This window comes from Frigoribacterium sp. CF331 (genome assembly GCF_057787905.1).
In genome coordinates this window covers 223,550-244,071 of sequence record NZ_CM173545.1, presented here as the reverse complement: position 1 = coordinate 244,071, position 20,522 = coordinate 223,550, and the positions used below count along the sequence as shown (strand labels likewise).

At 69.4% G+C, this 20,522-nt stretch carries 19 protein-coding genes and 1 pseudogene; 9 read left to right on the top strand and 11 right to left on the bottom strand.

Annotated features, from left to right (window positions below):
• The first annotated feature begins 53 nt into the window (after window positions 1–53).
• From AC3CCI_RS01120 to AC3CCI_RS01110, 3 genes are all read left to right on the top strand, one after another.
• Window positions 54–818: a small multidrug efflux protein gene (locus AC3CCI_RS01120; RefSeq protein ID WP_488627849.1), complete on the top strand. Its 765-nt coding sequence runs from the start codon at window positions 54–56 to the stop codon at window positions 816–818.
• Window positions 819–890: 72 nt separating this feature from the next.
• Window positions 891–1,646 carry a hypothetical protein gene (locus tag AC3CCI_RS01115; protein ID WP_488627848.1) on the top strand — a complete coding sequence of 252 codons (756 nt, stop codon included), beginning with the start codon at window positions 891–893 and terminating at the stop codon, window positions 1,644–1,646.
• Window positions 1,647–1,724: 78 nt separating this feature from the next.
• The gene (locus AC3CCI_RS01110) at window positions 1,725–2,726 is read left to right on the top strand and encodes a DUF5655 domain-containing protein (protein WP_488627847.1); all 1,002 of its coding nucleotides are present in this window, start codon (window positions 1,725–1,727) and stop codon (window positions 2,724–2,726) included.
• Here the strand turns inward: AC3CCI_RS01110 and AC3CCI_RS01105 are convergent.
• The 3 genes and pseudogenes from AC3CCI_RS01105 to AC3CCI_RS01095 form a co-directional block, all read right to left on the bottom strand.
• Window positions 2,701–3,867, bottom strand: coding sequence for an McrC family protein (locus AC3CCI_RS01105; RefSeq protein ID WP_488627846.1), 1,167 nt, complete (start codon window positions 3,865–3,867; stop codon window positions 2,701–2,703). The genes AC3CCI_RS01110 and AC3CCI_RS01105 overlap by 26 nt on opposite strands.
• Window positions 3,864–5,822 (bottom strand): McrB family protein, encoded by a 1,959-nt coding sequence (locus tag AC3CCI_RS01100; RefSeq protein ID WP_488628708.1) that lies wholly within the window; start codon window positions 5,820–5,822, stop codon window positions 3,864–3,866. Before AC3CCI_RS01100 ends, AC3CCI_RS01105 begins: the two co-directional genes overlap by 4 nt.
• Before the next feature lie 501 nt (window positions 5,823–6,323).
• Window positions 6,324–6,500, bottom strand: a pseudogene (locus AC3CCI_RS01095) (hypothetical protein); the annotation flags it as partial.
• Here AC3CCI_RS01095 and AC3CCI_RS01090 point away from each other — a divergent pair.
• A complete protein-coding gene (locus AC3CCI_RS01090; RefSeq protein ID WP_488627845.1) occupies window positions 6,427–7,107 on the top strand; it encodes a DUF6650 family protein in 681 nt (226 codons plus the stop codon). The pseudogene AC3CCI_RS01095 and the gene AC3CCI_RS01090 sit on opposite strands and share 74 nt — an antisense overlap.
• Before the next feature lie 450 nt (window positions 7,108–7,557).
• On the opposite strand, the gene AC3CCI_RS01085 is transcribed toward AC3CCI_RS01090, so the two are convergent.
• Both AC3CCI_RS01085 and AC3CCI_RS01080 read right to left on the bottom strand, forming a co-directional pair.
• The gene (locus AC3CCI_RS01085) at window positions 7,558–8,445 is read right to left on the bottom strand and encodes a pentapeptide repeat-containing protein (protein ID WP_488627844.1); all 888 of its coding nucleotides are present in this window, start codon (window positions 8,443–8,445) and stop codon (window positions 7,558–7,560) included.
• 11 nt (window positions 8,446–8,456) lie between these two features.
• Window positions 8,457–9,008: a GNAT family N-acetyltransferase gene (locus AC3CCI_RS01080; protein ID WP_488627843.1), complete on the bottom strand. Its 552-nt coding sequence runs from the start codon at window positions 9,006–9,008 to the stop codon at window positions 8,457–8,459.
• 190 nt (window positions 9,009–9,198) lie between these two features.
• Here AC3CCI_RS01080 and AC3CCI_RS01075 point away from each other — a divergent pair, with 190 nt between their 5' ends.
• Window positions 9,199–10,041: a nuclease-related domain-containing protein gene (locus tag AC3CCI_RS01075; protein WP_488627842.1), complete on the top strand. Its 843-nt coding sequence runs from the start codon at window positions 9,199–9,201 to the stop codon at window positions 10,039–10,041.
• A 59-nt stretch (window positions 10,042–10,100) separates the two neighbouring features.
• Here AC3CCI_RS01075 and AC3CCI_RS01070 read toward each other — a convergent pair whose 3' ends face one another.
• Both AC3CCI_RS01070 and AC3CCI_RS01065 read right to left on the bottom strand, forming a co-directional pair.
• Window positions 10,101–10,382 (bottom strand): hypothetical protein, encoded by a 282-nt coding sequence (locus tag AC3CCI_RS01070; RefSeq protein ID WP_488627841.1) that lies wholly within the window; start codon window positions 10,380–10,382, stop codon window positions 10,101–10,103.
• Window positions 10,383–10,394: 12 nt separating this feature from the next.
• A complete protein-coding gene (locus AC3CCI_RS01065) occupies window positions 10,395–10,691 on the bottom strand; it encodes a hypothetical protein (RefSeq protein WP_488627840.1) in 297 nt (98 codons plus the stop codon).
• 199 nt (window positions 10,692–10,890) lie between these two features.
• Between AC3CCI_RS01065 and AC3CCI_RS01060 the strand changes: the two genes are divergently transcribed.
• Window positions 10,891–12,261, top strand: a complete 1,371-nt coding sequence (locus tag AC3CCI_RS01060) for an aspartate aminotransferase family protein (protein ID WP_488627839.1) — start codon at window positions 10,891–10,893, stop codon at window positions 12,259–12,261.
• A 183-nt stretch (window positions 12,262–12,444) separates the two neighbouring features.
• Here the strand turns inward: AC3CCI_RS01060 and AC3CCI_RS01055 are convergent, their stop codons facing one another.
• From AC3CCI_RS01055 to AC3CCI_RS01040, 4 genes are all read right to left on the bottom strand, one after another.
• A complete protein-coding gene (locus AC3CCI_RS01055; RefSeq protein WP_488627838.1) occupies window positions 12,445–12,888 on the bottom strand; it encodes an Lrp/AsnC family transcriptional regulator in 444 nt (147 codons plus the stop codon).
• A gap of 81 nt (window positions 12,889–12,969) precedes the next feature.
• Window positions 12,970–13,950: an amidohydrolase family protein gene (locus AC3CCI_RS01050; protein WP_488627837.1), complete on the bottom strand. Its 981-nt coding sequence runs from the start codon at window positions 13,948–13,950 to the stop codon at window positions 12,970–12,972.
• 223 nt (window positions 13,951–14,173) lie between these two features.
• The gene (locus AC3CCI_RS01045; protein WP_488627836.1) at window positions 14,174–16,030 is read right to left on the bottom strand and encodes a glycoside hydrolase family 2 protein; all 1,857 of its coding nucleotides are present in this window, start codon (window positions 16,028–16,030) and stop codon (window positions 14,174–14,176) included.
• 36 nt (window positions 16,031–16,066) lie between these two features.
• A complete protein-coding gene (locus AC3CCI_RS01040; RefSeq protein WP_488627835.1) occupies window positions 16,067–17,092 on the bottom strand; it encodes a LacI family DNA-binding transcriptional regulator in 1,026 nt (341 codons plus the stop codon).
• 168 nt (window positions 17,093–17,260) lie between these two features.
• Between AC3CCI_RS01040 and AC3CCI_RS01035 the strand changes: the two genes are divergently transcribed.
• Genes AC3CCI_RS01035 through AC3CCI_RS01025 form a run of 3 tightly spaced genes read left to right on the top strand, consistent with a single transcriptional unit; the run spans window position 17,261 to window position 20,413 of the window.
• Window positions 17,261–18,574, top strand: coding sequence for an ABC transporter substrate-binding protein (locus AC3CCI_RS01035; RefSeq protein ID WP_354594614.1), 1,314 nt, complete (start codon window positions 17,261–17,263; stop codon window positions 18,572–18,574).
• Window positions 18,567–19,502, top strand: coding sequence for a carbohydrate ABC transporter permease (locus AC3CCI_RS01030; protein WP_354594615.1), 936 nt, complete (start codon window positions 18,567–18,569; stop codon window positions 19,500–19,502). Before AC3CCI_RS01035 ends, AC3CCI_RS01030 begins: the two co-directional genes overlap by 8 nt.
• Window positions 19,502–20,413, top strand: a complete 912-nt coding sequence (locus tag AC3CCI_RS01025; protein WP_354594616.1) for a carbohydrate ABC transporter permease — start codon at window positions 19,502–19,504, stop codon at window positions 20,411–20,413. Before AC3CCI_RS01030 ends, AC3CCI_RS01025 begins: the two co-directional genes overlap by 1 nt.
• Window positions 20,414–20,522 lie beyond the last annotated feature (109 nt).

Sequence of the window (20,522 nt, the reverse complement as noted above, 5' to 3'; positions counted from 1 at the left end):
CCGGTGTTCGGCGTGCCCTCACACCTCAGTGACACCCATCGAAGGAGATCACCATGTCCATCGCACTCACCCTCTCAGGCCCGTCGCGCTTGTCGTCCGCGGCCGCGGCCTCGGCTTCTGCGTCCGATGCCTCGTCGGGCGGCCCGTTCGCCTGGTTGCAGGAGCTGATGGGCCAGGTGCCCGAGCTCGCGCAGCCGCTGATCCTGGTGCTGGCGGGGGCGATCCCGTTCTTCGAGGGGGAGGGTGCGGCCGCGCTCGGAGTGCTGAGCGGGGTCAACCCGGTCGTTGCGGCGCTGGCGGCGATCGTCGGCAACGTGCTGTGCGTGGCCGCGGTGGTGTGGTTGGGGTCGTGGGTGCGGTCGGGGGTCGTGGAGCGGCGCAGGAGGCGCGGGGTGGGTGGGGCACCGGCTAGCGGGTCGGGTGCGGCGGCGGGTGAGCCGGGTGCGGGTGAGGTCGTCGACGGGCGTGCGGGGGCGACGTCGGGTGGTGCTGGCGCTGCTGCCGGTGCTGGCGATGGTGCTGGCGTGAGTGCTGCCGGAATGCCTGCGGCGACCCGGGTCGTGTCGCGTGATGGGGTGCCGGAGTCGAAGCCCGAGAAGAAGGGACAGCAGCGGCTCAAGCGTTGGCTGGTTAAGTTCGGCGTGCCCGGTGCGAGCCTGCTGGCACCGCTCGCACTGCCGACGATGTTCACCGCGGCGACCCTCGTCGGCACCGGGGTGCCCAAGAGCTGGGTGATGCTTTGGCAGGTCATCGCGATCGTGCTGTGGACGACGGCGGTGACGGTGGTTGCCACGGGGGTGTTGAGCGTTGTGGGTTGACGACCACCGCCCTGCAGCCGGCAAAGATGCAGTGTCGATCCCACTTCTTACGAGTCAGTAGGTTTGGGGTTTATGGATACTCTTGAGGACACCTCGGCAAGCTCCAATTTCGGGCAAGCACTCGTCTTCGCTGCGAAGCTCCCCGGCGTTCGCATCGAGCGCTCGGCTTACCTTCGCCGCTCACTGGCGCGGCACTGCACCGAGGAACAGATCGAACGAGCGGTGGCGACGACGCCCGCTGAAGCTGGTGTCCCGGCCTCCGTGCTTCGAAAGCTCGCAGACGCGTCCATCCGGCATGAGACGGGCAAGGTCACGGCCTTGTCGGCCGCGGCAGGTATCCCAGGTGGGATAGCAATGCTCGGCACGATCCCCGCGGACGCGGCACAGTATTTGGCTCACATGCTTCGAGTTGCTCAGAAACTTGCTTATTTGTACAGCTGGCCCGAACTCTTTTCGGGGGAAGGGGATGAGCCAGACGATGCGACGCAGAACATGCTGACGCTGTTCGTGGGTGTCATGTTCGGAGTTCAAGCGGCGAACAAAGGCGTCGGAATCGTCGCGGCCAAGCTCGCCGAGCAGGTCGCCAAGCAACTGCCCAAGAAAGCTTTGACGAAGGGGCTTGTCTACCCCATTGTCAAGAAGGTGTCAGGGCAGGTCGGTGTTCACATGACCAAATCTGTCTTCGCCAATGGTCTTGCGAAGGTCATACCGCTTGCAGGCAGCGTTCTGTCCGGCGGCCTGACGCTCGCCACATTTGCGCCCATGGCCGCCCGGTTGAGGAGGCATCTCGAGGCTCTGCCGCCGGCCATTCAGGATGGGCAGTCATGAGACGGGCTCCTTTGACTTCTTGCGTGGTCATGAGCATTCAGGTCGGGGTTGCCGCACCTGCTCGGTCGAAGACAAATCATGGCTGATCTCAAACTGTTCACGATCGCGGATAGCATCGCGACGGAAGTCAGATCGCAAACAGTAACCCTCGAACGCAATCTCCAACTGCTCATCGAGGGCAACATGGAGACCATTTTCGGCGTGCGGTTTCTCGGGTCGGAGTACTCCACCGGACCTGTTCACCGGGGCCGGATCGACTCTCTCGGACTCGACGAGAACGGTTCGCCGGTGATCTTCGAATACAAGAGGACGTCGTCGGAGAACGTCATCAACCAAGGTTTGTTCTACCTTGACTGGCTCCTCGATCACCGAGCCGAATTCCAATTGCTCGTCAGCCGGGAGCTAGGCGTTTCAGTTTCTGAGTCCATCGACTGGTCAGCCCCGCGACTGATCTGCGTCGCTAATGACTTCACGCGATACGACGAGTACGCCGTGCGCCAGATCGACCGGAACATCGAGCTGGTCCGTTACCGAGACTTCGGCGGGCAGATGCTTGCGGTCGAGTTGATCACGCAAGTTTCAAGTCGGGCTGCGGTGTCAGTGTCGCGACAACCGTCTCGGCGCATGCAGACCTCTGAAGGGGCCGTACAGGACCACGACGGACTGGGCGCGAGTCCTGAGCCCACTGAGGGCACCTCCCGCGAGGACCTGCCCGCTCGACGAGGTACTTCGGTGACGACTCACCTCTCGCGCGCGAGCGAGACTCTTAGTCAACTTTTCGAGAAGTTTGACACTTTCGCGCAAGCCCTCGGGGACGACGTCGTGAAAAATGTTCGCCACAACTATTTTGCCTACCGACGCCTCAAGAACTTCGCGTGCGTCGAGGTGCATCCCGTTTCAGGCACCTTGCTCATCTACGTGAAGCTCGACCCTGCCACGGTGCGCCTGGAGGAAGGTTTTTCCCGCGACGTCACCCACATCGGGCATCTAGGAACCGGGGATCTTGAGCTGCGTCTGGAGGACGACTCGCGTTGGGGGGCGGTGGAGGAACTAGTCAGACGGGCTTTCGAGGCCAACTAGTCATTGCGTCAATCTGGGGGAGCAGTTGAGCCGGAGGGCATCGCATATCCAGACGGGCTACGCGGGTTTCGATAGTGGTGCCTCGGATCGAGATCGTAGAAGGACGCAGGCGCGTGCCGTCGTCGGTGTAGATCAAGGTGCCTTCGTCAAGACCCATCACGGTGCAGTACGCGAGCATTTGATAGAGGTCCTCGACTCTCGGGGCACCGGTCTTGTACTTGGCATCGACCACCACGGCGGGGACGCCGCCGACGAGATGGACGAAGTCGGGGCGGATGGGCTGTTTGCGTTCACGGTCGAGGTGCGTCGGGTACTGGCCGACGCTGACACCGGTCGAGACGGCCGCGAACGACTCCGTCAGCGCCGCCGTGACGAAGCCCTCGAACGCTTCAGCCATGTTGACCACGAACGACGCGACCGCCTGACCGCCGCCGGTCGTCGACGGCGCGACACGGGCGAGGACCAGCTCGGCGAATCGCAACGCGGGGTGGTACCGCTCGTTGAGGCGGGTGGGCTGCCACGACGGCAGACCCGCACCCGGGCGCACCAGCGTCGCGTGTACGAGACGGGACTCGAGGTGGACCAGGCGGCGCCGCGCCTCCTTGGTGAGGCGGGGGAGCGTGAGCAGGAGGCGGGCCGCCGCCCGCTGGAGCTGGTTCTCGGCGATGTCGACCGTGTAGTCGTCGACGGTGAGCTCGACGGGGAGGAGCTGGCCGCCTCGGCGGGACATCTGGTCGGAGAAACGGATGCGTCCGCGGATCGCGACGGCGCTCTCGTCGAGACGGCGGTAGCCCTGGAGGACCCCGCGGCCGAGGGCCCGCTCCATGAGGCGAGCGTAGGTCTCGGCGACGGCCGGGAAGAGGTCGTCGCCCGTGCCGTCGACCTCGTCGGGTCGGAAGCCCGGGTCGGCGGCGTAGCCAAGCATGAAGAGGACCGATGAGAACGGCGCCTTGGGCCGGACCACGATCTCGTGGCCTCCCACGGCGACGGCACCGACCCGATTGAGCTGGGGCTTCACCTGCGGACCGGCCGAGGTGATCTTGGACTCGAGCAGCCCGGTGTCACACGCTCGCTCGATGACCTCGGCATCGAAGGGAGCGGGTGACCAGCCACCGTTCTCACGGAGATCGAGTCGGGTCACGAGGGTGTCGTCTCGCGGAACTCGTCACCCACCTCAAGGGTGCCGCCGGCGTCGACGACTCCGGGCTCGAGCGCGGCGAGGCCGAAGCGGGCCCGCACCTCGGCGCGGGACATGCGGCCGTAGTAGTGCTCGTCGAGGAGAGGCAGGATGTCGTGCTCCCAGATGCGTTCGAGCCCGCGCGCGGTCCGGGCCGAGGAGCCCATCAGGTACGAGGGTCCGATCTGGAAGTCGCGGTCGGTGTCACCGATGCGGTCGTTCAGCTGGCGGAGCAGCGCCCCGCGGCTGACGTCGTGTTGTCGCGCGGCGGACCAGCGGTCGATCAAGCCGCGAACGGGCTCTTCGGCCGGGTGCAGCTCGACGAAGGCGAACCGGCGCCGGATCGCCGCATCGACCAGTGAGATCGACCGGTCTGCGGTGTTCATCGTGCCGATGACGAACAGGTTCTCGGGGAGGCGGAAGTCGTCGTCAGGGGAGTACTGCAGCGAGACCTTCGCGTCGCGGTACTCGAGCAGGAGGTAGAGCTCGCCGAAGACCTTCGCGATGTTGGCCCGGTTGATTTCGTCGATGATCAGGACGTGCGGCACGGACGGGTTTGCGGCGGCCGCTTCGGCGAGCAGTCGGACGGGGCCGGGGGCGAGTCGGAACGTCGCGGTGCCGTTGTCGTCGACGGTGGGGCGGAAGCCCTCGAAGAAGTCCTCGTAGGAGTACGACGGGTGGAACTGGACGATCTTGACGGCGCCGCCGGGGGCGACGAAGTCGGCGAGAGCCCGCGCGACGTAGGTCTTGCCGGTGCCGGGAGGGCCGAAGAAGATCAGTTGGCGGCGCTCGTCGAGGAGCTCGATGACGTCGGAGAGCCAGGGGCGGTCGTAGTGGAGGCGCGCGGCGAACTCCGGGGTGGCGTCAGGCAGGTGAACCGGGCCTGGAGGCGTGGGATCGTTCACCAAGTAATGGGCATCCGAGATGGTGGAGGCGCTCCCCAAGAGGTCGAGAACAGCGTCAGGCACGTCGGCCTCTGCGACGGGCGGCCACCAGGTGACCGGTCGCTCGCCCTCTGCCGTGAGTTTGCCGACGACGCCGACGTGGATGGACCCGTCGTGGTTGACGAAGACTTGGTCCTCGGACTGCATTGTGACGTAGAAGGCGGTGGCGGAGGCGATCTGAGACAGGACGTCCTCGATGGCGCGCCGGCCCGCCCCCGCGCGGAGGGCGGCGCTGCGTATCGATCGACGGTCGGCTGCCTCGCCCGCGTCGAAGTCGAGGGCCGGGGCGACCAAGGGCCGACCGGGGACGGCGGCGGGAACGGCCCAGCCGCGCCGTTCAAAGGCTGCGTCGGGCGCGCGCCACTCCTCTCGCCAGGGTGACGTGTACCAGTCGATGTCGAGATGACCATCGGGGTCGAGGCGGTCACGGAGGGCGAGCAGGTCGCGGTCGACGTCACCAGTCAGATCGGTGAGGGCCGCGCCGAAGGCCTCGACGATCGACTGTTTGTCGGCTGCCGAGACGATGCGCTCGAAGTACGTCGGCCAGACCAGGGCGAGGAGCGAGTTGCGGATCGGAGCGCCGTCGTCGCCGACGTCCATGGCGTGGGCGCGGAACGCCCACGGATCGTCGAGTGCCTCTTCTCGGGTGTCCTCGTCGAGAACGTCCCAGAGAGCGATGAAGCGACAGAGCCACTGCACGTGCTGGGGGATCTGCTGGTTGAAACCCTGCCCGCCGTTGAAGATGCCGAGCGTGTGCAGGGCGTCGACGACCTGCTCGGGCACGGGCGGCTTGTCGTCGAGGACGTCGAGGACGTCCTGCAGCAGCTTCCGCTTGGTCTGGGGGAGGACGTTGACGAGCGGGAGGCGCTGGACGAAGCAGAGCTCGGCGGCGAGCAGGACGACGGCGCGGGGCTGACCGGCGAGCTGTCGGATGAGCCGGTCGCGGAACGTGCCGTCAGTCGAAGCTGCGTCCATGGCACGGTCGAGGGCTTGGGCTGTCTCGGCGGTCCACGTGACGACATCGTTGTCGAAGACGGAGCCCTCACGCCGCAAGCCGGGCCCGAGGACCAGGCGGGCGGCTTCGGAGATGGCCTGCCGCTCGGCGCGGCCGGTGCGAACGGGTTTGTCGTCCGTTGTCGCCGGCGAGGCCGGGTCGGTCGTCCCGCGGATCGCGGCACAGTCGGAGCACCAGCCGGGATCGGTCTGTGTGCGGAGCTCGACGTCGGGAGCGTTCCGCCAAGCCGAGAGGGTTTCGTCAGGCGACCACGTACGGACGGGTGTTCCGACACCGTGCGCGCAGCCGGGCAGGTGGAGCTTGCCAGAGGGGGCCTCCTCGTAGCCGTCGGGCGACGTCGCGAGGCCCCACTCGACGTCGGCGAAGGTGCGCGTCGAGCCAGGGACGCGACCGCGGGAGCCAGGAGCTGAGCTCTGGACGTCGAAGCCGAGACGCCGGAGGACGGACTGGGCTCTTCCGGAGTCGAAATCGCGGTTGGTGAGCCCGGTTGCGGCCGACAAGACCTGTTTGACCGGGAAACGTCGACCTGCAACGTCGACCCAGTAGGTGGTCAGCGGCTCCGGGGTGCGCGAAGCCAAGTCGACCTCGATGCCCTCTTTCGTCAGCTCGTACGTCGACGCGTTGATGGTCACCTGCATTGCATCCCCCTTGGTCGTGCTTGTGATTCTGCCGGAGCGCGGAGGCCGTTTGCTGAGGCGCCGCCGCTGTGCGTTTGTTCTGTTCATTCAGCGTGCGAGCATCTGTCACTCTGAGTCCATGAATTGGAGTTCCTTCGTCCCTGACTCGATCGTGGCGCTCATGAGCGCCGCTCTTGCCATTGCGGTCGCCTTGTTGACGTTCAGGCGAGATCAGGCAAAGAAGAACAAGCAGCTAGCTCACAACCTCGCCGACGACCTTGCATCTCGCCGAGCGTTCGCGCTCATCACGCCCTTCGAGGGCACTGGCGGCGAGTTCGCTAATCGATGCTTCGTGAGTGTCCAGGCGGCGATGGAGCGCATTTCAGCAGTTCGAGACGAGATTCGTCCCAACGACCGTCTACGGGACGAACTACAGAGCATGGTTCTCGCGTGTGTCGCCTATAAAGAACGAACAGAGATCAATCCGCACCGATGGCAGTTCGCGCTCATGGACCTCAGGGACCAGCTGAACACCTCTGTTCGGTCGCTCGAGAAGATTCTTCATCTCAAGCCCGGCTCCCTGCCGGAGCCGGGGACGCCCCACAACCCTCACTTGCAACCTCGGTAGAACGCCGGCGTCGCGTACGCGCCGGGAAACGGTGCATCTCGACTTGTTCCGTGATGCGAGCCCGTGCCTCCCTGGTGTTGATGCTTTCACTGCGTTGCTGATCCGTCGGGCGTCAGGCGCGCGGCCGGTACGTCGTCGCGACGGCGACGGCGCCGGAGGCGAGGTCGTGACGGGCGGTCGGTGTGAGGCCGAGGGGATGGGGTGCCCGGCGAGGAGGTAGGAACCGTGGCCGGCGACCCCGGGATGACGGTGAACTCGTACTCGTCGACGAGGCCCCAGCCGACGACGTCGATGGCGAAGGTGGAACCTCCGAGGCGGAGCGGGCCCCCGGGGCGGCTTCTCAACTCGCGCACCGCCTCGCGCAGGTTGCCTCCGAGTCGCTCGGCGTTCCAGTCGACACTTTCGAGCGTCGTCGACGCCATGGCGAAGGCGCCACCAGAGGTGCGGGTGCTAACGCCCGTCAGCCCAGTGCGTCGGCCGCGCGAACCCCTTGGGCAGGCGCGTCACCGCATCGCCCCGGGCGCTGTTCACCTGCATCTGCGTCAGGTAGATGGCGCCCGACAGGTCGGCCCCGGCGAGATCGGCGTCTCGGAGGTCGACCCCCAGCAGATCGCAGCGGTCGAGGTCGGCCCCGCGCAGGTCCGCCGCGATCGCGATGCTGCCGCGCAGCGTCCGACCCCGCAGATCCGCCCCGGCCAATGCGGCACCCATCAGGTCGCTCCCCGGCTCGAGGGCCGGCCCTTTTCTCTTAAGCCGTTGAGGAGGCGCGGGTGCCGACGCGCGGGCGACCTCGCTCGCCTGCACCAGCAGCGCGCGCACCGCGTCGTACTCGGCGTCGACGTCGAGGGTGGCGAGCTCGTCGGGGGTGCCGTCGGTGAGGGTCCGGACCTGCTCGAAGGCGGCCAGCCAGGGGTCGGCATTGGGGGTGCCTGCGCCGGGGCGAGCCTGCTCGCGCTCGACCAGGGTGATCGCCTCGTCGAGGTACCAGAGGAGCTCGTGCAGTCGGCGCACGAGCGGGAACGTCGAGAACATCGCCTCACGCGTCGCGGCGTCGTCCCGCCAGGAACGCCCGGCGAACGTCTGCCGGCTGACCTTCTGACCCGCTCCGAAGCAGTCGAACACCGTGCAGCCCTTGAACCCCCGGTCGCGCAGCTGCGGGTGGATGCGGCAGCCGTCGTGCTCGTCGAGGTTCGTGCACGGATCACCGGCCGGCTTGTCGAACGGGAAGTCCGTGCTCTTTGTGAACGCGAGCGCGACACAGCACAGGCCGAAGCAGTTGGCACAGTCGGCTCCGAGGTCGGCGCGGCGGCCCAGTTCGATGCGTGTGCGGGTGGTCATCGGGGGCAAGGCTAGCGGGCGGCGGGGTCGGTGGCCTCGGGGACCGGGTGCCGGGCGGGGGAGGCGACCCGCGCCTCCTCGGGATGGGAAAGGAGGTCGTCGAGGGGGCGAGACCAGGCGGTCTCGTGGTGCAGCTGGCCGGTGGCCCGGAAGAGGCGCACCTGCTGACTGTCGGGGAGGGCGGCCACGAGGACGTCACGGTCGGCGCGGCCGAACCCGAGCTTCTGCCAGAAGGGGCCCGAGCGGCGGGAGAAGAGCCAGGCGGTGCGGGCCCCGGCTGCTGCGGCCTCGGCGAGAGCGTGGCGGGCGAGGTCGGTGCCGACTCCGCGGGTGCGGACCGTCGGGGCGACCGCGACGCTGCGGACCAGGGCGTGGGTGCCGTCGGCACTCAGCTCATAGCCGGTGCTGCCCACGATCGCCCCGGCGGCGTCGCGCTCGACCCAGAGGTGGAGGTGCGGTGACGGCGAGTCGAGGCCGGCCAGGGTGAGGTCGGCCCCGGCGAGGAACGTCTGAAGACCTGCCCTGGCGTCGGCGTCGTTCATGGCGACGGGGATGAGCGGCATGGGGGCCATTCTTCCTGGGGCCGATGGCTTCAGCCCGATCGAGTGGTCCGAAAACGTCCTTCGGGCACCGCGGAAGGACGTTTTCCGACCACTCGGCCGGCCCGGCCGGCCCCGGACGCCGGGTGGCCTCCCAACGGGGGCTCGTTCAAGCATCACGTGTCGCCCTACCGTCGGGGCGAGGGGGAACACCATGAGCGAGACCGTGGCGCGGGGAAGCCTGGCGATGACACTGAAGGCCCGGCGGCCGGCCTACTCGGTGATGCAGGAGTGCTTACGGGTGCAGGCCGCTGCCCCTGCCCTGAGTCGTCGTGCCCGCTTCTTCGGCAGCACGCCGCTGAGCCCCGAGGCGCGCAGCTGGTACCAGGGCGCGCTCGGCGAGATCGAGGTCGCCCGCGTGCTGAGCGAGCTCGGGCCGGGGTGGACCGTGCTGCACTCCGTCCCGGTCGGCTCGGGTGCGTCCGACATCGACCACGTCGTCCTCGGACCCACGGGCATCTTCACCATCAACACGAAGCACCACGCCGACAAGAAGATCTGGGTGGGCGGCGGCACGTTCATGGTCGGCGGACACCGGACCGACCACGTCCGCAACTCGCAGTTCGAGGCGACCCGCGCGTCCCGGCTGTTGTCGACGGCGGCGCACACCGACGTCGAGGTCGCGCCGGTGATCGTCCTGGTGGGGGCGGCCTCGCTCCGCTTCGGCAAGAAGGCACCCGTCGTCCCCGTGCTCACCGTCGCCCAGCTGCGGAAGTGGCTGCTGACCCTGCCGCGCAAGCACTCGGACGAGGCGGTCGCCTACTTCGCGCTGCTCGCCGAAGAACGCGGCACCTGGCACACGGAGGCGCTGGTGCTGACGGACACGCTCCGTCACGAACACCGCTTCGACCGCCTGCGCCGCGAGATCGACGACGCGGCCCGGCGGCGTCGGCGGTGGCGGGTCGGGACGGCGCTCGGCGTGCTCGGGGCGAGCGGGGGAGTCGCGATCGCGCTCGTGGCGACGGTCACGAGCACGGTCGTCTCGACGTTGGGGTAGCAGCCGGCCCGCTGAGCCGACACGAGGGCCCCGTGTGCGGTGATCCGGTACGTACAGGATCAGCGCGTGAACGACGACGCCGCCCGCACGGCGACCGCGGTCACGGCCGCGAGGGCGGCCGCGATGAGCGCGAACGCCGACCAGACGGCGAGATCGGCGTGCTGCAGGTGGAGGCCGACGAGCAGGGCGACCAGCGTGCCCGCCGTGACGGCCGACCAGAGCGTGAGGGCTCGGGTGCTCCACCGGCGGAGGTCTGTGGGCGTCCCTCGTGGCGCCCAGCGCACGGCAGCGAGAGCGACCGCCGTGAGCAGGGCCGGGACGAGTGCGACGAGGTTGACCATGGGCGACCCCGATCAGGAGGCGCGGGTGGCGCGCGAACGGACGACCCACCGCACCAGCACGATCAGCGCCAACACCGCCGCCGTCACCACGGCGATCGCGGCGGTGACGAGCATGAGGGGCCCAGCCACGAACGCGATCGAGAACCAGTCGATCATGGGTTCGGTCGAAAACCGCACGCTGCCGGTGTGCCCGAAGGCCAGCCAGTCGACCAGCGCGGCCCCTCCGAAGGCCAGCAGGCCGACGATGCCGAAGGCGACGGCGAAGCGCCCCATGAGAGGGAGAGATCTCATCGAGGGCGACGCGCTCATGGGCCTAGGGTAGGGGCCTGTTACGCCGAGCACCACGTCGTTTGCGCACCAGAACCGGGGCTTCGAGTCGAGTGCTGCGCGGGGGCATGAGCACGATGTTGCGCTCCGACAGCCGGAAGTGATGCGCCGTTGCGTCAGGTCGATCCGAACGGGCAGATGCGCCATCGCGTGGCTGAGCCACCTCCCTAGCGTGGACGCCATGACGACGATCGACGCCACGAACCCGACGCGCCCCGCCGCGAACGACCACGCCGGCCACCCCCGCCAGACCCCGGCCGACTTCTGGGCGACGGCCGAACGGCACCTCATCCGGTACGGACGCGGCGGGTTCGTGCCCTCGATCGTCGAGCGCGCCTCCGGGGCGACGCTCTGGGACGAGCACGGCCGCTCCATCATCGACTTCACCTCGGGCCAGATGAGCTCGCTGCTCGGCCACTCGCACCCGGCCGTCGTCGAGACCGTCCGCGCCTCCATCGGCACCCTCGACCACCTCTTCAGCGGCATGCTCAGCCGGCCCGTCGTCGACCTCGCCGCCGCCCTGTCGCGCACCCTGCCCGACGAGCTGACCAAGACGATGATCCTCAGCACGGGCGGCGAGTCGAACGAAGCCGCCCTCAAGATGGCCAAGCTGGTCACCGGCGGGTTCGAGGTCGTCTCGTTCGACCAGTCGTACCACGGCGTCACCCACGCCTCGGGGGCCGCGACCTTCAGCATCTCGCGCTCGGGCTACGGGCCGGTCGCCCCGGGCAACTTCATCATCCCCACCCCGAACGCCTACCGGTCGGCCTTCGTGCGCGACGGCGTCCACGACTGGCAGGCCGAGCTCGACTTCGGCTTCGCGATGGTCGACCGCCAGTCGGTCGGCGCGCTCGCCGCCTTCATCGCCGAACCGATCCTCAGCACCGGCGGCGTCATCGAGCCGCCTCCCGGCTACTTCGCCGCCCTGCGGCAGAAGTGCGACGAGCGCGGCATGCTGCTCATCGTCGACGAGGCCCAGACGGGCCTGTGCCGCACCGGAGACTGGTACGCCTTCACCCGACACGGCATCGTGCCCGACATCCTCACCCTGTCGAAGACCCTCGGCGCCGGCCTGCCCGTCTCCGCCGTCGTCACGACCGACGCCATCGAGGCCGTCGCCGCCGAGCGCGGCTTCATGTTCACCACCACCCACGTCTCCGACCCGCTCGCCGCCGCCGTCGGACTGACGGTCGTCGAGACGCTCGAGGCCGGCGGGTTCGACGCCGTCGCCCGCCGACTCGGCGACCGCCTGCGCACCGGCCTGCTCGACCTGCAGTCACGCCACAAGCGCATCGGCGACGTCCGCGGTCGTGGCCTGCTGCAGGGCGTCGAACTCGTCACCGACCGCGTCACCAAGACCCCGGCCGACGCATACGGCACCCTGGTCACGTCGATCTGCCTCGAGCTCGGACTGCACCTCAACATCGCCCAGCTGCCCGGGGTCAACAGCATCCTGCGGCTGGCCCCACCACTCACCGTCACCGACGACGAGCTCGACGCCGCCCTCACGATCCTCGACCAGGCGCTCACCCTCGCGGACGAGCAGAGCTGAGGCACGCCAGCCCCGAGGCGGCGCACCCACCCCGCGGAGGCGCGCCCGCCCCGAGGAGGCGCACCCACCCCGAGGAAGCGCACCCGCCATGGGGAGGCGCACCCACGCCGAGGAGGCGCGCCCGCCTCACCGAGACAAGCCCGCCTCACCGAGACGCGCCCGCCCCGCGCGAGCACGCCCGCCTCACCCCAGGTCGCGCTTGATCGTCGCCATCGGGAACCGCGACTGCAGTCGCCCCAGCCCGGGCAATGCGAACAGCTTCGTCGCGACGAACGCCTCGTACGCGGCGAGGTCCTTCGTGCCCACGAGCACGAGGTAGTCCGGCGCGCCGAACGTGCGCCGCGCCTCCACGACCTCGTCCAACGCGACGAGCTCGGCCTCGAAGCGGGCGAGGATCTCGGCGGACTGCTCCTTGAGCTCGATGTCGACCAGCACCTCGAACGAGCGGTCGAGCGCCGCGGGTGCGATGCGCGCGTGGTAGCCCGCGATCACGCCGTCCTGCTCGAGGCGCCGGACCCGCCGCAGGCAGGGCGACGGCGACAGCCCGACCGCCTCGGCCAGCTCGAGGTTCGACAGGCGACCGTTGCGGCGCAACTGGTCGATGATTGCGCGATCGATGCGGTCCATGGGTCGATTGTGCCGTGCCCCGGGGACGACGGCCGCGGCCGGGAGGCGACGGGCGCGGCTGGCGCGACCCGCGCCTCCTGGTCAGACGTCGATGCCGAACAGGCGCGCCGCGTTGCCGCCGGTGAAGGCGTCACGGTCGGCGTCCGTCGCGAACTCGCCGAGGAAGGCCTGCACCTCGTCGCCCGTCGGGTGCTGGAAGGGGTAGTCGGTCGAGAAGAGCAGCCGGTCGATCGTCGTGACCTCGAGCGCGTGCCTGAGCAACGCCGGCTCGAACATGCCCGACGCCGTGATGTGCACGTTCTGCCGCATGCACTCGCTCACCGCGCGATCGAGGCCCGCCAGCCCCGACAACCCGTCGGCACGGCTGAGCCAGAACAGCAGCAGCTCTCCCCAGTGCCCCAGCACGATCTGCAGCTCGGGGTGCCGGTCGAAGGTGCCCCGCGCGATGAGTCGCAACGCCGCCGTCGCCGCCTCGAGGTGCCAGCCCCACGCGAACGTCGACAGGGCCAGCCCCGTCAGGTCGCCGAGGCCTCCGTACTGGGCCGCGCGCACCTCCCGGGTCGGGATCTGCGGGTGGATGAACAGCGGCTTGCCGAGTCGCGCCGCCATGGCGAAGAGGTCGTCGTACCGCAGGTCGTCGAGCGGCACGTCGCCGGTCCGGCCGTAGACCATCGCCCCGACGAACCCGGCTGCGGACGCCCGCTCGAACTCGCCTGCCACCGCAGCCGGATCGGCCATCGGCAGCGTCGCCAACGCCCGGAGGCGCGTCGGGTGCCGGGCCACGGCCCCGGCCGCGAGGTCGTTCAGCTCTCGCGCGAGTCGACGGGCATCGGCCGGCGGCAACGGCCCGGTCGCCGGAGGAGCCACCGACAGCACCTGCACGTCGACGCCCTGCTCGTCCATCGCGGCGATCCGCCCGTCACCCACGTCCTCGAGCCGTGCCAGGTGGTCGCCCCGCTCGTTGAAGGCGAGGCTGTCATCACGCAGCTCGGGCGGCAGCGACTCGAGCGCGGCCTTCAGCTCAGGGGTGGTCCAGTGCTCTTCGATGCCGATCAGGGGCATGGGGCTCCTCTCGTCGCGCGTGCGAGGGTGCGCGGGTGCGCCGTCGCGAGCGCCAGTCAACGCCTGCCCGCCGTCGGGTGCCAGGGTCGGCCGGTCGAGTGGTCCCAGATCGTCCTTCATCACGCCGCGAAGGACGATTTCCGACCACTCGATCGAGGTGCGAGGACGGGCCCGAGGGACGGACTCGACCTCGGAAGGAGGTCTGGGTGGGCGGGGGTCGGCGTCAGCTCGGGTCGATGAGCGCCCGCAGCGTCTCGATCGGCACCTTCGGGCGGCGGTTCTCGTCGAGCAGGCCGTTGACCTCTTGCACCGTGTCGGTCAACTGCGTGTAGCACCAGCCCGCCAGGAACGTGCTGGCTTGCACGGCCTCCAGCAGCCCGCCGAGACGCTCGACGAAGTCGTCGCCGTCCGTGGCCCGCGAGTAGCCCCAACCGTCGGCCGGCGCGTCGCCGACGTCGAACTGGATGCCGCCGAACTCGGTCAGCATGACCGGTGCCCCGGCGTCCACCGCGCCGCCGACCAGCATCCGTCGCCCGGCCGGCCCGAAGCCCGCCAGCAGCGCGGCCCGTGCGTCGTCGTCGGCGTAGCGCGCCCTCACGACCTCGGGGCCGGCCTCGTAGTCGTGCACGCTGAGGATGTCGGACGACACGTGCTCCCAGCCGTCGTTCGAGATGACGGGTCGGGTGGGATCGAGGGCGCGCGTCAGCTCGGCCAGCGACCGGGCGAAGGCCTGCTGCGCCGGGTCGTGGGCGATGTGCTGCACGCCCCAGCTCTCGTTGACCGGCACCCACGTGACGACGCAGGGGTGCGACACGTCACGCTCGACCGCCTCGATCCACTCGCGGGTGAGCAGGCCCACGGCCGTCGGCGAGAACTCGAACGCCCCGGCGATCTCGCCCCAGACGAGCAGGCCCGACCTGTCGGCCCACCACAGGAACCGCGGGTCCTCGATCTTCTGGTGGATGCGCGTGGCGTTGAAGCCCAGCGACTTGATCAGCTCGACCTCGACGCGCAGCGCGTCGACCGACGGCGCGGCGAGGTGCGACTCGGGCCAGTAGCCCTGCTCGAGGACGCTGCGCACCGGGTAGGGGCGGTCGTTCAGCACGAAGGCCCCCTCGGCGACGACGGTGGACCGCAGCCCGAGGTACGACGCGACCCGGTCGACCGTCGCGCCTCCGCCCCCGTCGGCGGCGTCGGCGGCGACGAGCCGGACCTCGGCGTCGACCAGGCGGGGGTGCTCGGGGCTCCAGAGAAGGTGCTCGTACGCCTGGCCGTTGTGCTGACGCGGCAGGTCGACCACGAGGTCGACGTGCGACGACGTGACGGGCACCCGGGTCGACCCGAGGGGCTCGCCCTCGTACGAGAGCGAGACCAGGAGGTGGTGGCCGGCCGTCACGCGCCCGCGCAGGTCGGCCCCCAGTCGCACCTCGCCACGCACGAGGTCGCTCGACCACCTCAGGGACCGCACCGCGACCGCGGGCACGGCCTCGAGCCAGACCGTCTGCCAGATGCCCGTCGTGCGGTGGTACCAGATGTCGTGCGGATCGAGCTTCCAGTCCTGCTTGCCGCGGGGCTGGGTCACGTCGTGGGGGTCGTCCTCGGCGCGGACGACGAGCAGCTGCTCGTCGAGCGAATCGTCGACGGCGTCGGTCGCGTCGAGGGTGAACGGCGTGTGCCCGCCCCGGTGCTCGCCGAGCAGCACGCCGTTGAGCCACACGCGGGCGTGGTGGTCCACGGCCCCGAAGTGGACCAGCAGGCGCGGGTCGCCTGACGACGCGCCCGCCGCCTCGATCTCGGCGCGGGTCACCGAACGGGAGTACCAGACGACCGGGTGGAACGCCGTGTCACCGATGCCGGACGCCGGCGACTCGGGCGGGAAGGGCACGACGATCGTCCGCTCGACCAGCGCGCGTCGGTGCCAGCCCTCCGCCGACCCGACGTCGAGGTCGTCGTGGGCGAAGCCCCACGGGCCGCCGAGGTCGGTCCACCTCGGCCGCATCAGCTGGGGCCGGGGGTACGTGCCGTCCTGCCCGGTGGCGGGTGCGAGCGGGGCGGCACCGTCGCCGTCGTAGTTCTGCATGGCGACAGTGTGGCGTAAATTTACAGCGCTGTAAATCTACTGGGCGGCGACGCGTCGCTCGGGTGCGCTGCCCCGGTAGACGAGCTCGAAGTCGACGAGACGGTGTCGACCGATCTCGTCGTAGCCCGCGATGCGCTGCTCGAGCATGTCGAGCGCCGACGTCGCCAGGGCGAGCAGGTCGGGTCGGACGGTCGTCAGGCCGGGCCGGGTGAACGACGCCATCGAGACGTCGTCCCACCCGCTGACGACGACGTCGTCGGGCACGCGGACGCCGGCCTCGTCCAGGGCTCGGAGGGCGCCGATGGCGGCCAGGTCGTCACGGCAGACGAGTCCGTCGAACGCCACGCCGGCGTCGAGCGCGCCGCTCACGGCTCGGGCCGCGTCGTGCGACGACACGGCGTGGCTGGGCAGCAGCAGGTCCATGTCGAGCGACAGCCCCGCCTCCTCGAGGCCCTGCTGGTACCCGGCCAGGCGCACCTTCGAGGTCGGGCTGAGCGTCGCGCGTTCGTGGCCGACGAAGGCGATGCGCTTCGCACCGAGGGACGCCAGGTGCTGCGTGACCTCGGACGCGGCGCGGACGTTGTCGATCATCACGTGGTCGACCGAGATCGGCGCCGTCGCCTCACCCAGCAGCACGACCGGCACGTCGCCCCGGTGCTGCGCGATCTCGGCCGAGCCGAGCACCGACGGCTGGAAGAGGACGCCGTCGACGAGCCCGGCCTCGGACGCCGAGACGATCGCGCGCTCGGCCTCGAGGGTGCCGTCGGTCTGCTCGAGCAGCAGCCGGTAGCCCCGGTCGCGCGCCAGCGTCGAGACGCAGCGGGCCAGCTCCGAGTAGTAGGGGATGCTGATGTCGCTGAAGGCGAGCGCCAGCAGGCCGCTCCGCCCCGTCGCCAAGCTGCGGCCCGACGCGTTCGGGCTGTACGAGAGGTCGTCGATGGCGCGCTGCACCCTGGCGCGGGTGTCGGGCCGCACGTGCACGTAGCCCCTGACCACGTTCGACACGGTCTTCATCGACACGCCCGCCAGTTCGGCGACGTCCTGCAATCTCGCTTTGGCCACGGCGGCGTCCCCTCGTCGGACTTTTCTGGACCGATCTTAGGGGGACGGCTTGACGGACGCTTTACAGCGCTGTAAAAACAACGCAGGACCCCCACTCACGGCGAGGCTGCCGACAGCGTGCCACCCCTGGCACGGCAGCGGGTCCGTACTCAAAGGAGAGCACCCACGATGAACAAGCACCTCGTCACGAAGGCCGTCGCGATCGTCGCGACCGTCGGCCTCGGAATCACCTTGGCCGGCTGCAGCAGCGGAGGCGCCACGGGCGGAGCCGCAGCGGTCGACAGCGCCGACTACACGGGTCCGAAGGTGACCATCGACTTCTGGAACGGCTGGACGGGTGGCGCGGCCCCCAAGATCGTCCCCGCCCTGATCGAGAAGTTCAACGCGGAGCACGAGAACATCGAGGTGAAGAACGTGGCCATGGAGTGGGCCGACATCGCCGCGAAGATGCCGCTCGCGATCAAGGCCGGCAAGGGCCCGGACGTCGCGGTCGCCCACGGTGACGACGTCGCGACCTACGCCGCCCAGGGGCTGCTGCTCGACAGCGGCGACATCGTCGACACGCTCGGCTACGGCGAGGACGACTTCCCCGAGGGCCTGTTCGAGGGCAACCAGTACCAGGGCACGCAGTACGGCATCCCGTGGAGCGTCACCCCGCTCGGCCTGTACACGAACAACGACGTGCTGAAGGCGGCCGGGGTCGACACCACGGCGCCCACCGACGCCGCGTCCTACGAGGAGAACCTGGCCGCGCTGAAGGCTGCGGGCGTGCAGGGTGAGTGGGTCGACGGCTACGTCTTCACGGGCACCTTCGAGTTCGAGTCGCTGGTCTGGCAGTTCGGCGGCGACCTGTTCAACGACGACGTGACCAAGGCGACCTTCAACAGCGAGGCCGGGGTCAAGGCCCTGACCCACATGGTCGACCAGATCGACAAGGGCTACAGCCCGGCGAACGTGCCCCAGGACGGCAACTTCAACGCCCTCGTGGCCGGTGAGACCGCCTACAACTGGAACGGCGTCTGGCAGACGACGAACGAGGCCCTGCAGGACGTCGACTTCTCGGTCGCCCCGGTGCCCCAGATCGGCACCGAGAAGGCCGTCTGGTCGAGCTCGACCGACTGGATCTTCCCGAACAACAAGGGTCAGGACACCAACGAGACCTCGGCCGCCGCGACGTTCGTCAAGTGGATGAACGACAACTCGGCCGGCTGGGCCGAGACCGGTGAGCTGCCCGCCGCCAACGACGTGCGCAACGACCCGGCACTGGTGGAGAAGTACCCGAACCTCGAGCCGTTCCTCGAGCAGCTGCCCTACGCCCACTACGAGACGGTCGCCCCCGGCATCTCGGCCGCCACGGCCGAGATCACGACGGCGGTCGGCGAGGCCGTGCTCGGCAAGAAGTCGCCCCAGGACGCCCTCGACGACGCGGCGGCTCAAGCCGACAAGATCCTCGAGCAGAACGCGCAGACCTACGGTGGCTGACACCCTCACGCGCTCGCCCGCACAGGCCACCCGGCCGGTGCGGGCGGGCGCCCCCCGGCGGGACCTCACCGCCTACGCGTTCCTCGCCCCGTTCCTGCTCATCTTCGCGGTGTTCGTCATCGCCCCCGCGGTTTACGGGCTGTACATCAGCACGCACCGGTGGAACAGCCTCGTGCCGATCCACCCGTTCGTCGGCCTCCAGAACTACGTCGACCTCTTCACGCCGGACTCGCTCACGTCCTCGGACTTCTGGACCAGCATGCGGGCGACCGGCATCTTCACGCTGTTCAGCGTCCCGTTGCTGGTGGCGGTGCCGTTGGTCGCCGCGGTGCTGCTCAACCAGAGGCTGCGGGGCACCACCGTGTTCCGCGCCGTGTTCTTCGCGCCCTACGTCCTCGGCGTCGCGGTCATCGGCGTCATCTGGAAGTACCTGCTCGACCCCCAGGCCGGCGTCGTCAACCACCTGCTCGGCCTGCTCGGACTGCCCGACCGGACGCCCTGGACGGTCGACGTGCCCTGGGCGTGGATCTCGCTCGTCGGCGTCACCATCTGGTGGACGGCCGGCCTGAACACCGTCATCGTCCTCGCCGGGCTGAAGGGCATCAGCGCCGACCTGTACGAGGCCGCGTCGCTCGACGGCGCCGGGCCCGTGCGCAAGTTCGTCAGCGTCACCCTGCCGGGCCTGCGACCGGTCATGGTCTTCGTCACGACGACGACGATCCTCGCCTCGGCCAACATGTTCGGCCAGTCGTTCCTGCTGACCCAGGGCGGACCGGGCAACCAGACGCGCACGGCGATCATGTACATCGCCGACCAGGGGTTGTCCCAGGGCAACATGGGCGCGGCCTCCGCCATGAGCTACGTGCTGTTCGCCGCCCTGGCCGTCATCAGCATCGTCAACTTCCGCATCCAACGAGAGAAGGCGTGATGACGCAGCTCGCCCCCGAACGGCTGCCCGCCGCGGCACCGCAACCGCTCGACCGTCTGCCGAGCGCGCCTCCTCGTCGTCGACGCTGGAGCAGGCACGTGCCGAACGCGGTCCTCTACGTCGTGCTCGGCGTGGTCGCCCTGGGCATCGTCCTGCCTCTCGTCTGGATCGTCCTGACGTCGTTCAAGACCGACTTCGACGCGATCAGCCGACCGGCCTCGCCGATCCCCGACCCGTTCACGACCGAGGCCTACCAGACGCTCGCGGGCGGGCAGCAGCCCATCCTGCGGTGGTTCGTCAACAGCCTCGCCGCCGGCGTGCTGCAGACCGCGATCATCCTGGTCACCGCCTCCACCGGCGCCTACGCCCTCGCCCGGCTCGAGTTCCGGGGCAAGAAGATCGTCTTCGGCATGATCGTGGCGACGCTGCTCGTGCCCCCGGTCATCTTCCTCATCCCGAACTACCTGATCGTGCAGAACCTGGGCTGGCTCGACACCATCTGGGCGATCACCGTCCCCGGCGCGGCGGGAGCCTTCGGCATCTTCTTCCTGCGGCAGTTCTTCGTCGGGCTGCCGACCGAGATCGAGGAGGCCGCCCGGCTCGACGGCGCCGGCGACCTGCGCATCTTCTTGCAGATCGTGCTGCCGTTGTCGCGGCCGGCCCTGGCGACCCTCGCCGTGCTGAGCTTCCTGGCGAACTGGAACGACTTCCTGTGGCCGGTGTACGTGCTGCTCAGCCCCGAGAACCTGACCCTGCAGCCCGGCCTGTCGGTGCTCTCGGGGGCCTTCTCGACCCACTACGGCGTCGTCATGGCCGGCGCCGTCGTCGCCTCGGTGCCCGTGCTGATCCTCTTCACCCTGGCCCAGCGCCAGATCGTCGACAGCGTCGCGGCGTCGGGGGTGAAGGGCTGACCGAGGGGTGCACGGCGTCGTCGACCGCACGGCGCGCCCGTGGTGCACCCCACGACCAGCCGAACGACCGGCGCGGATGCACCTCAGCGTCCCGCGCCTCCTGCTCGAC

Bases quoted from the DNA above. Each gene is read 5' to 3' on its own strand.
- AC3CCI_RS01045 (WP_488627836.1), bottom strand. From the start codon at position 16,030: ATGCAGAACTACGACGGCGACGGTGCCGCCCCGCTCGCACCCGCCACC.
- AC3CCI_RS01065 (WP_488627840.1), bottom strand. From the start codon at position 10,691: ATGAGCGCGTCGCCCTCGATGAGATCTCTCCCTCTCATGGGGCGCTTC.
- AC3CCI_RS01100 (WP_488628708.1), bottom strand. From the start codon at position 5,822: ATGGACGCAGCTTCGACTGACGGCACGTTCCGCGACCGGCTCATCCGA.
- AC3CCI_RS01060 (WP_488627839.1), top strand. From the start codon at position 10,891: ATGACGACGATCGACGCCACGAACCCGACGCGCCCCGCCGCGAACGAC.
- AC3CCI_RS01080 (WP_488627843.1), bottom strand. From the start codon at position 9,008: ATGCCGCTCATCCCCGTCGCCATGAACGACGCCGACGCCAGGGCAGGT.
- AC3CCI_RS01110 (WP_488627847.1), top strand. From the start codon at position 1,725: ATGGCTGATCTCAAACTGTTCACGATCGCGGATAGCATCGCGACGGAA.
- AC3CCI_RS01075 (WP_488627842.1), top strand. From the start codon at position 9,199: ATGAGCGAGACCGTGGCGCGGGGAAGCCTGGCGATGACACTGAAGGCC.
- AC3CCI_RS01120 (WP_488627849.1), top strand. From the start codon at position 54: ATGTCCATCGCACTCACCCTCTCAGGCCCGTCGCGCTTGTCGTCCGCG.
- AC3CCI_RS01085 (WP_488627844.1), bottom strand. From the start codon at position 8,445: ATGACCACCCGCACACGCATCGAACTGGGCCGCCGCGCCGACCTCGGA.
- AC3CCI_RS01025 (WP_354594616.1), top strand. From the start codon at position 19,502: ATGACGCAGCTCGCCCCCGAACGGCTGCCCGCCGCGGCACCGCAACCG.
- AC3CCI_RS01115 (WP_488627848.1), top strand. From the start codon at position 891: ATGGATACTCTTGAGGACACCTCGGCAAGCTCCAATTTCGGGCAAGCA.
- AC3CCI_RS01050 (WP_488627837.1), bottom strand. From the start codon at position 13,950: ATGCCCCTGATCGGCATCGAAGAGCACTGGACCACCCCTGAGCTGAAG.
- AC3CCI_RS01070 (WP_488627841.1), bottom strand. From the start codon at position 10,382: ATGGTCAACCTCGTCGCACTCGTCCCGGCCCTGCTCACGGCGGTCGCT.
- AC3CCI_RS01035 (WP_354594614.1), top strand. From the start codon at position 17,261: ATGAACAAGCACCTCGTCACGAAGGCCGTCGCGATCGTCGCGACCGTC.
- AC3CCI_RS01055 (WP_488627838.1), bottom strand. From the start codon at position 12,888: ATGGACCGCATCGATCGCGCAATCATCGACCAGTTGCGCCGCAACGGT.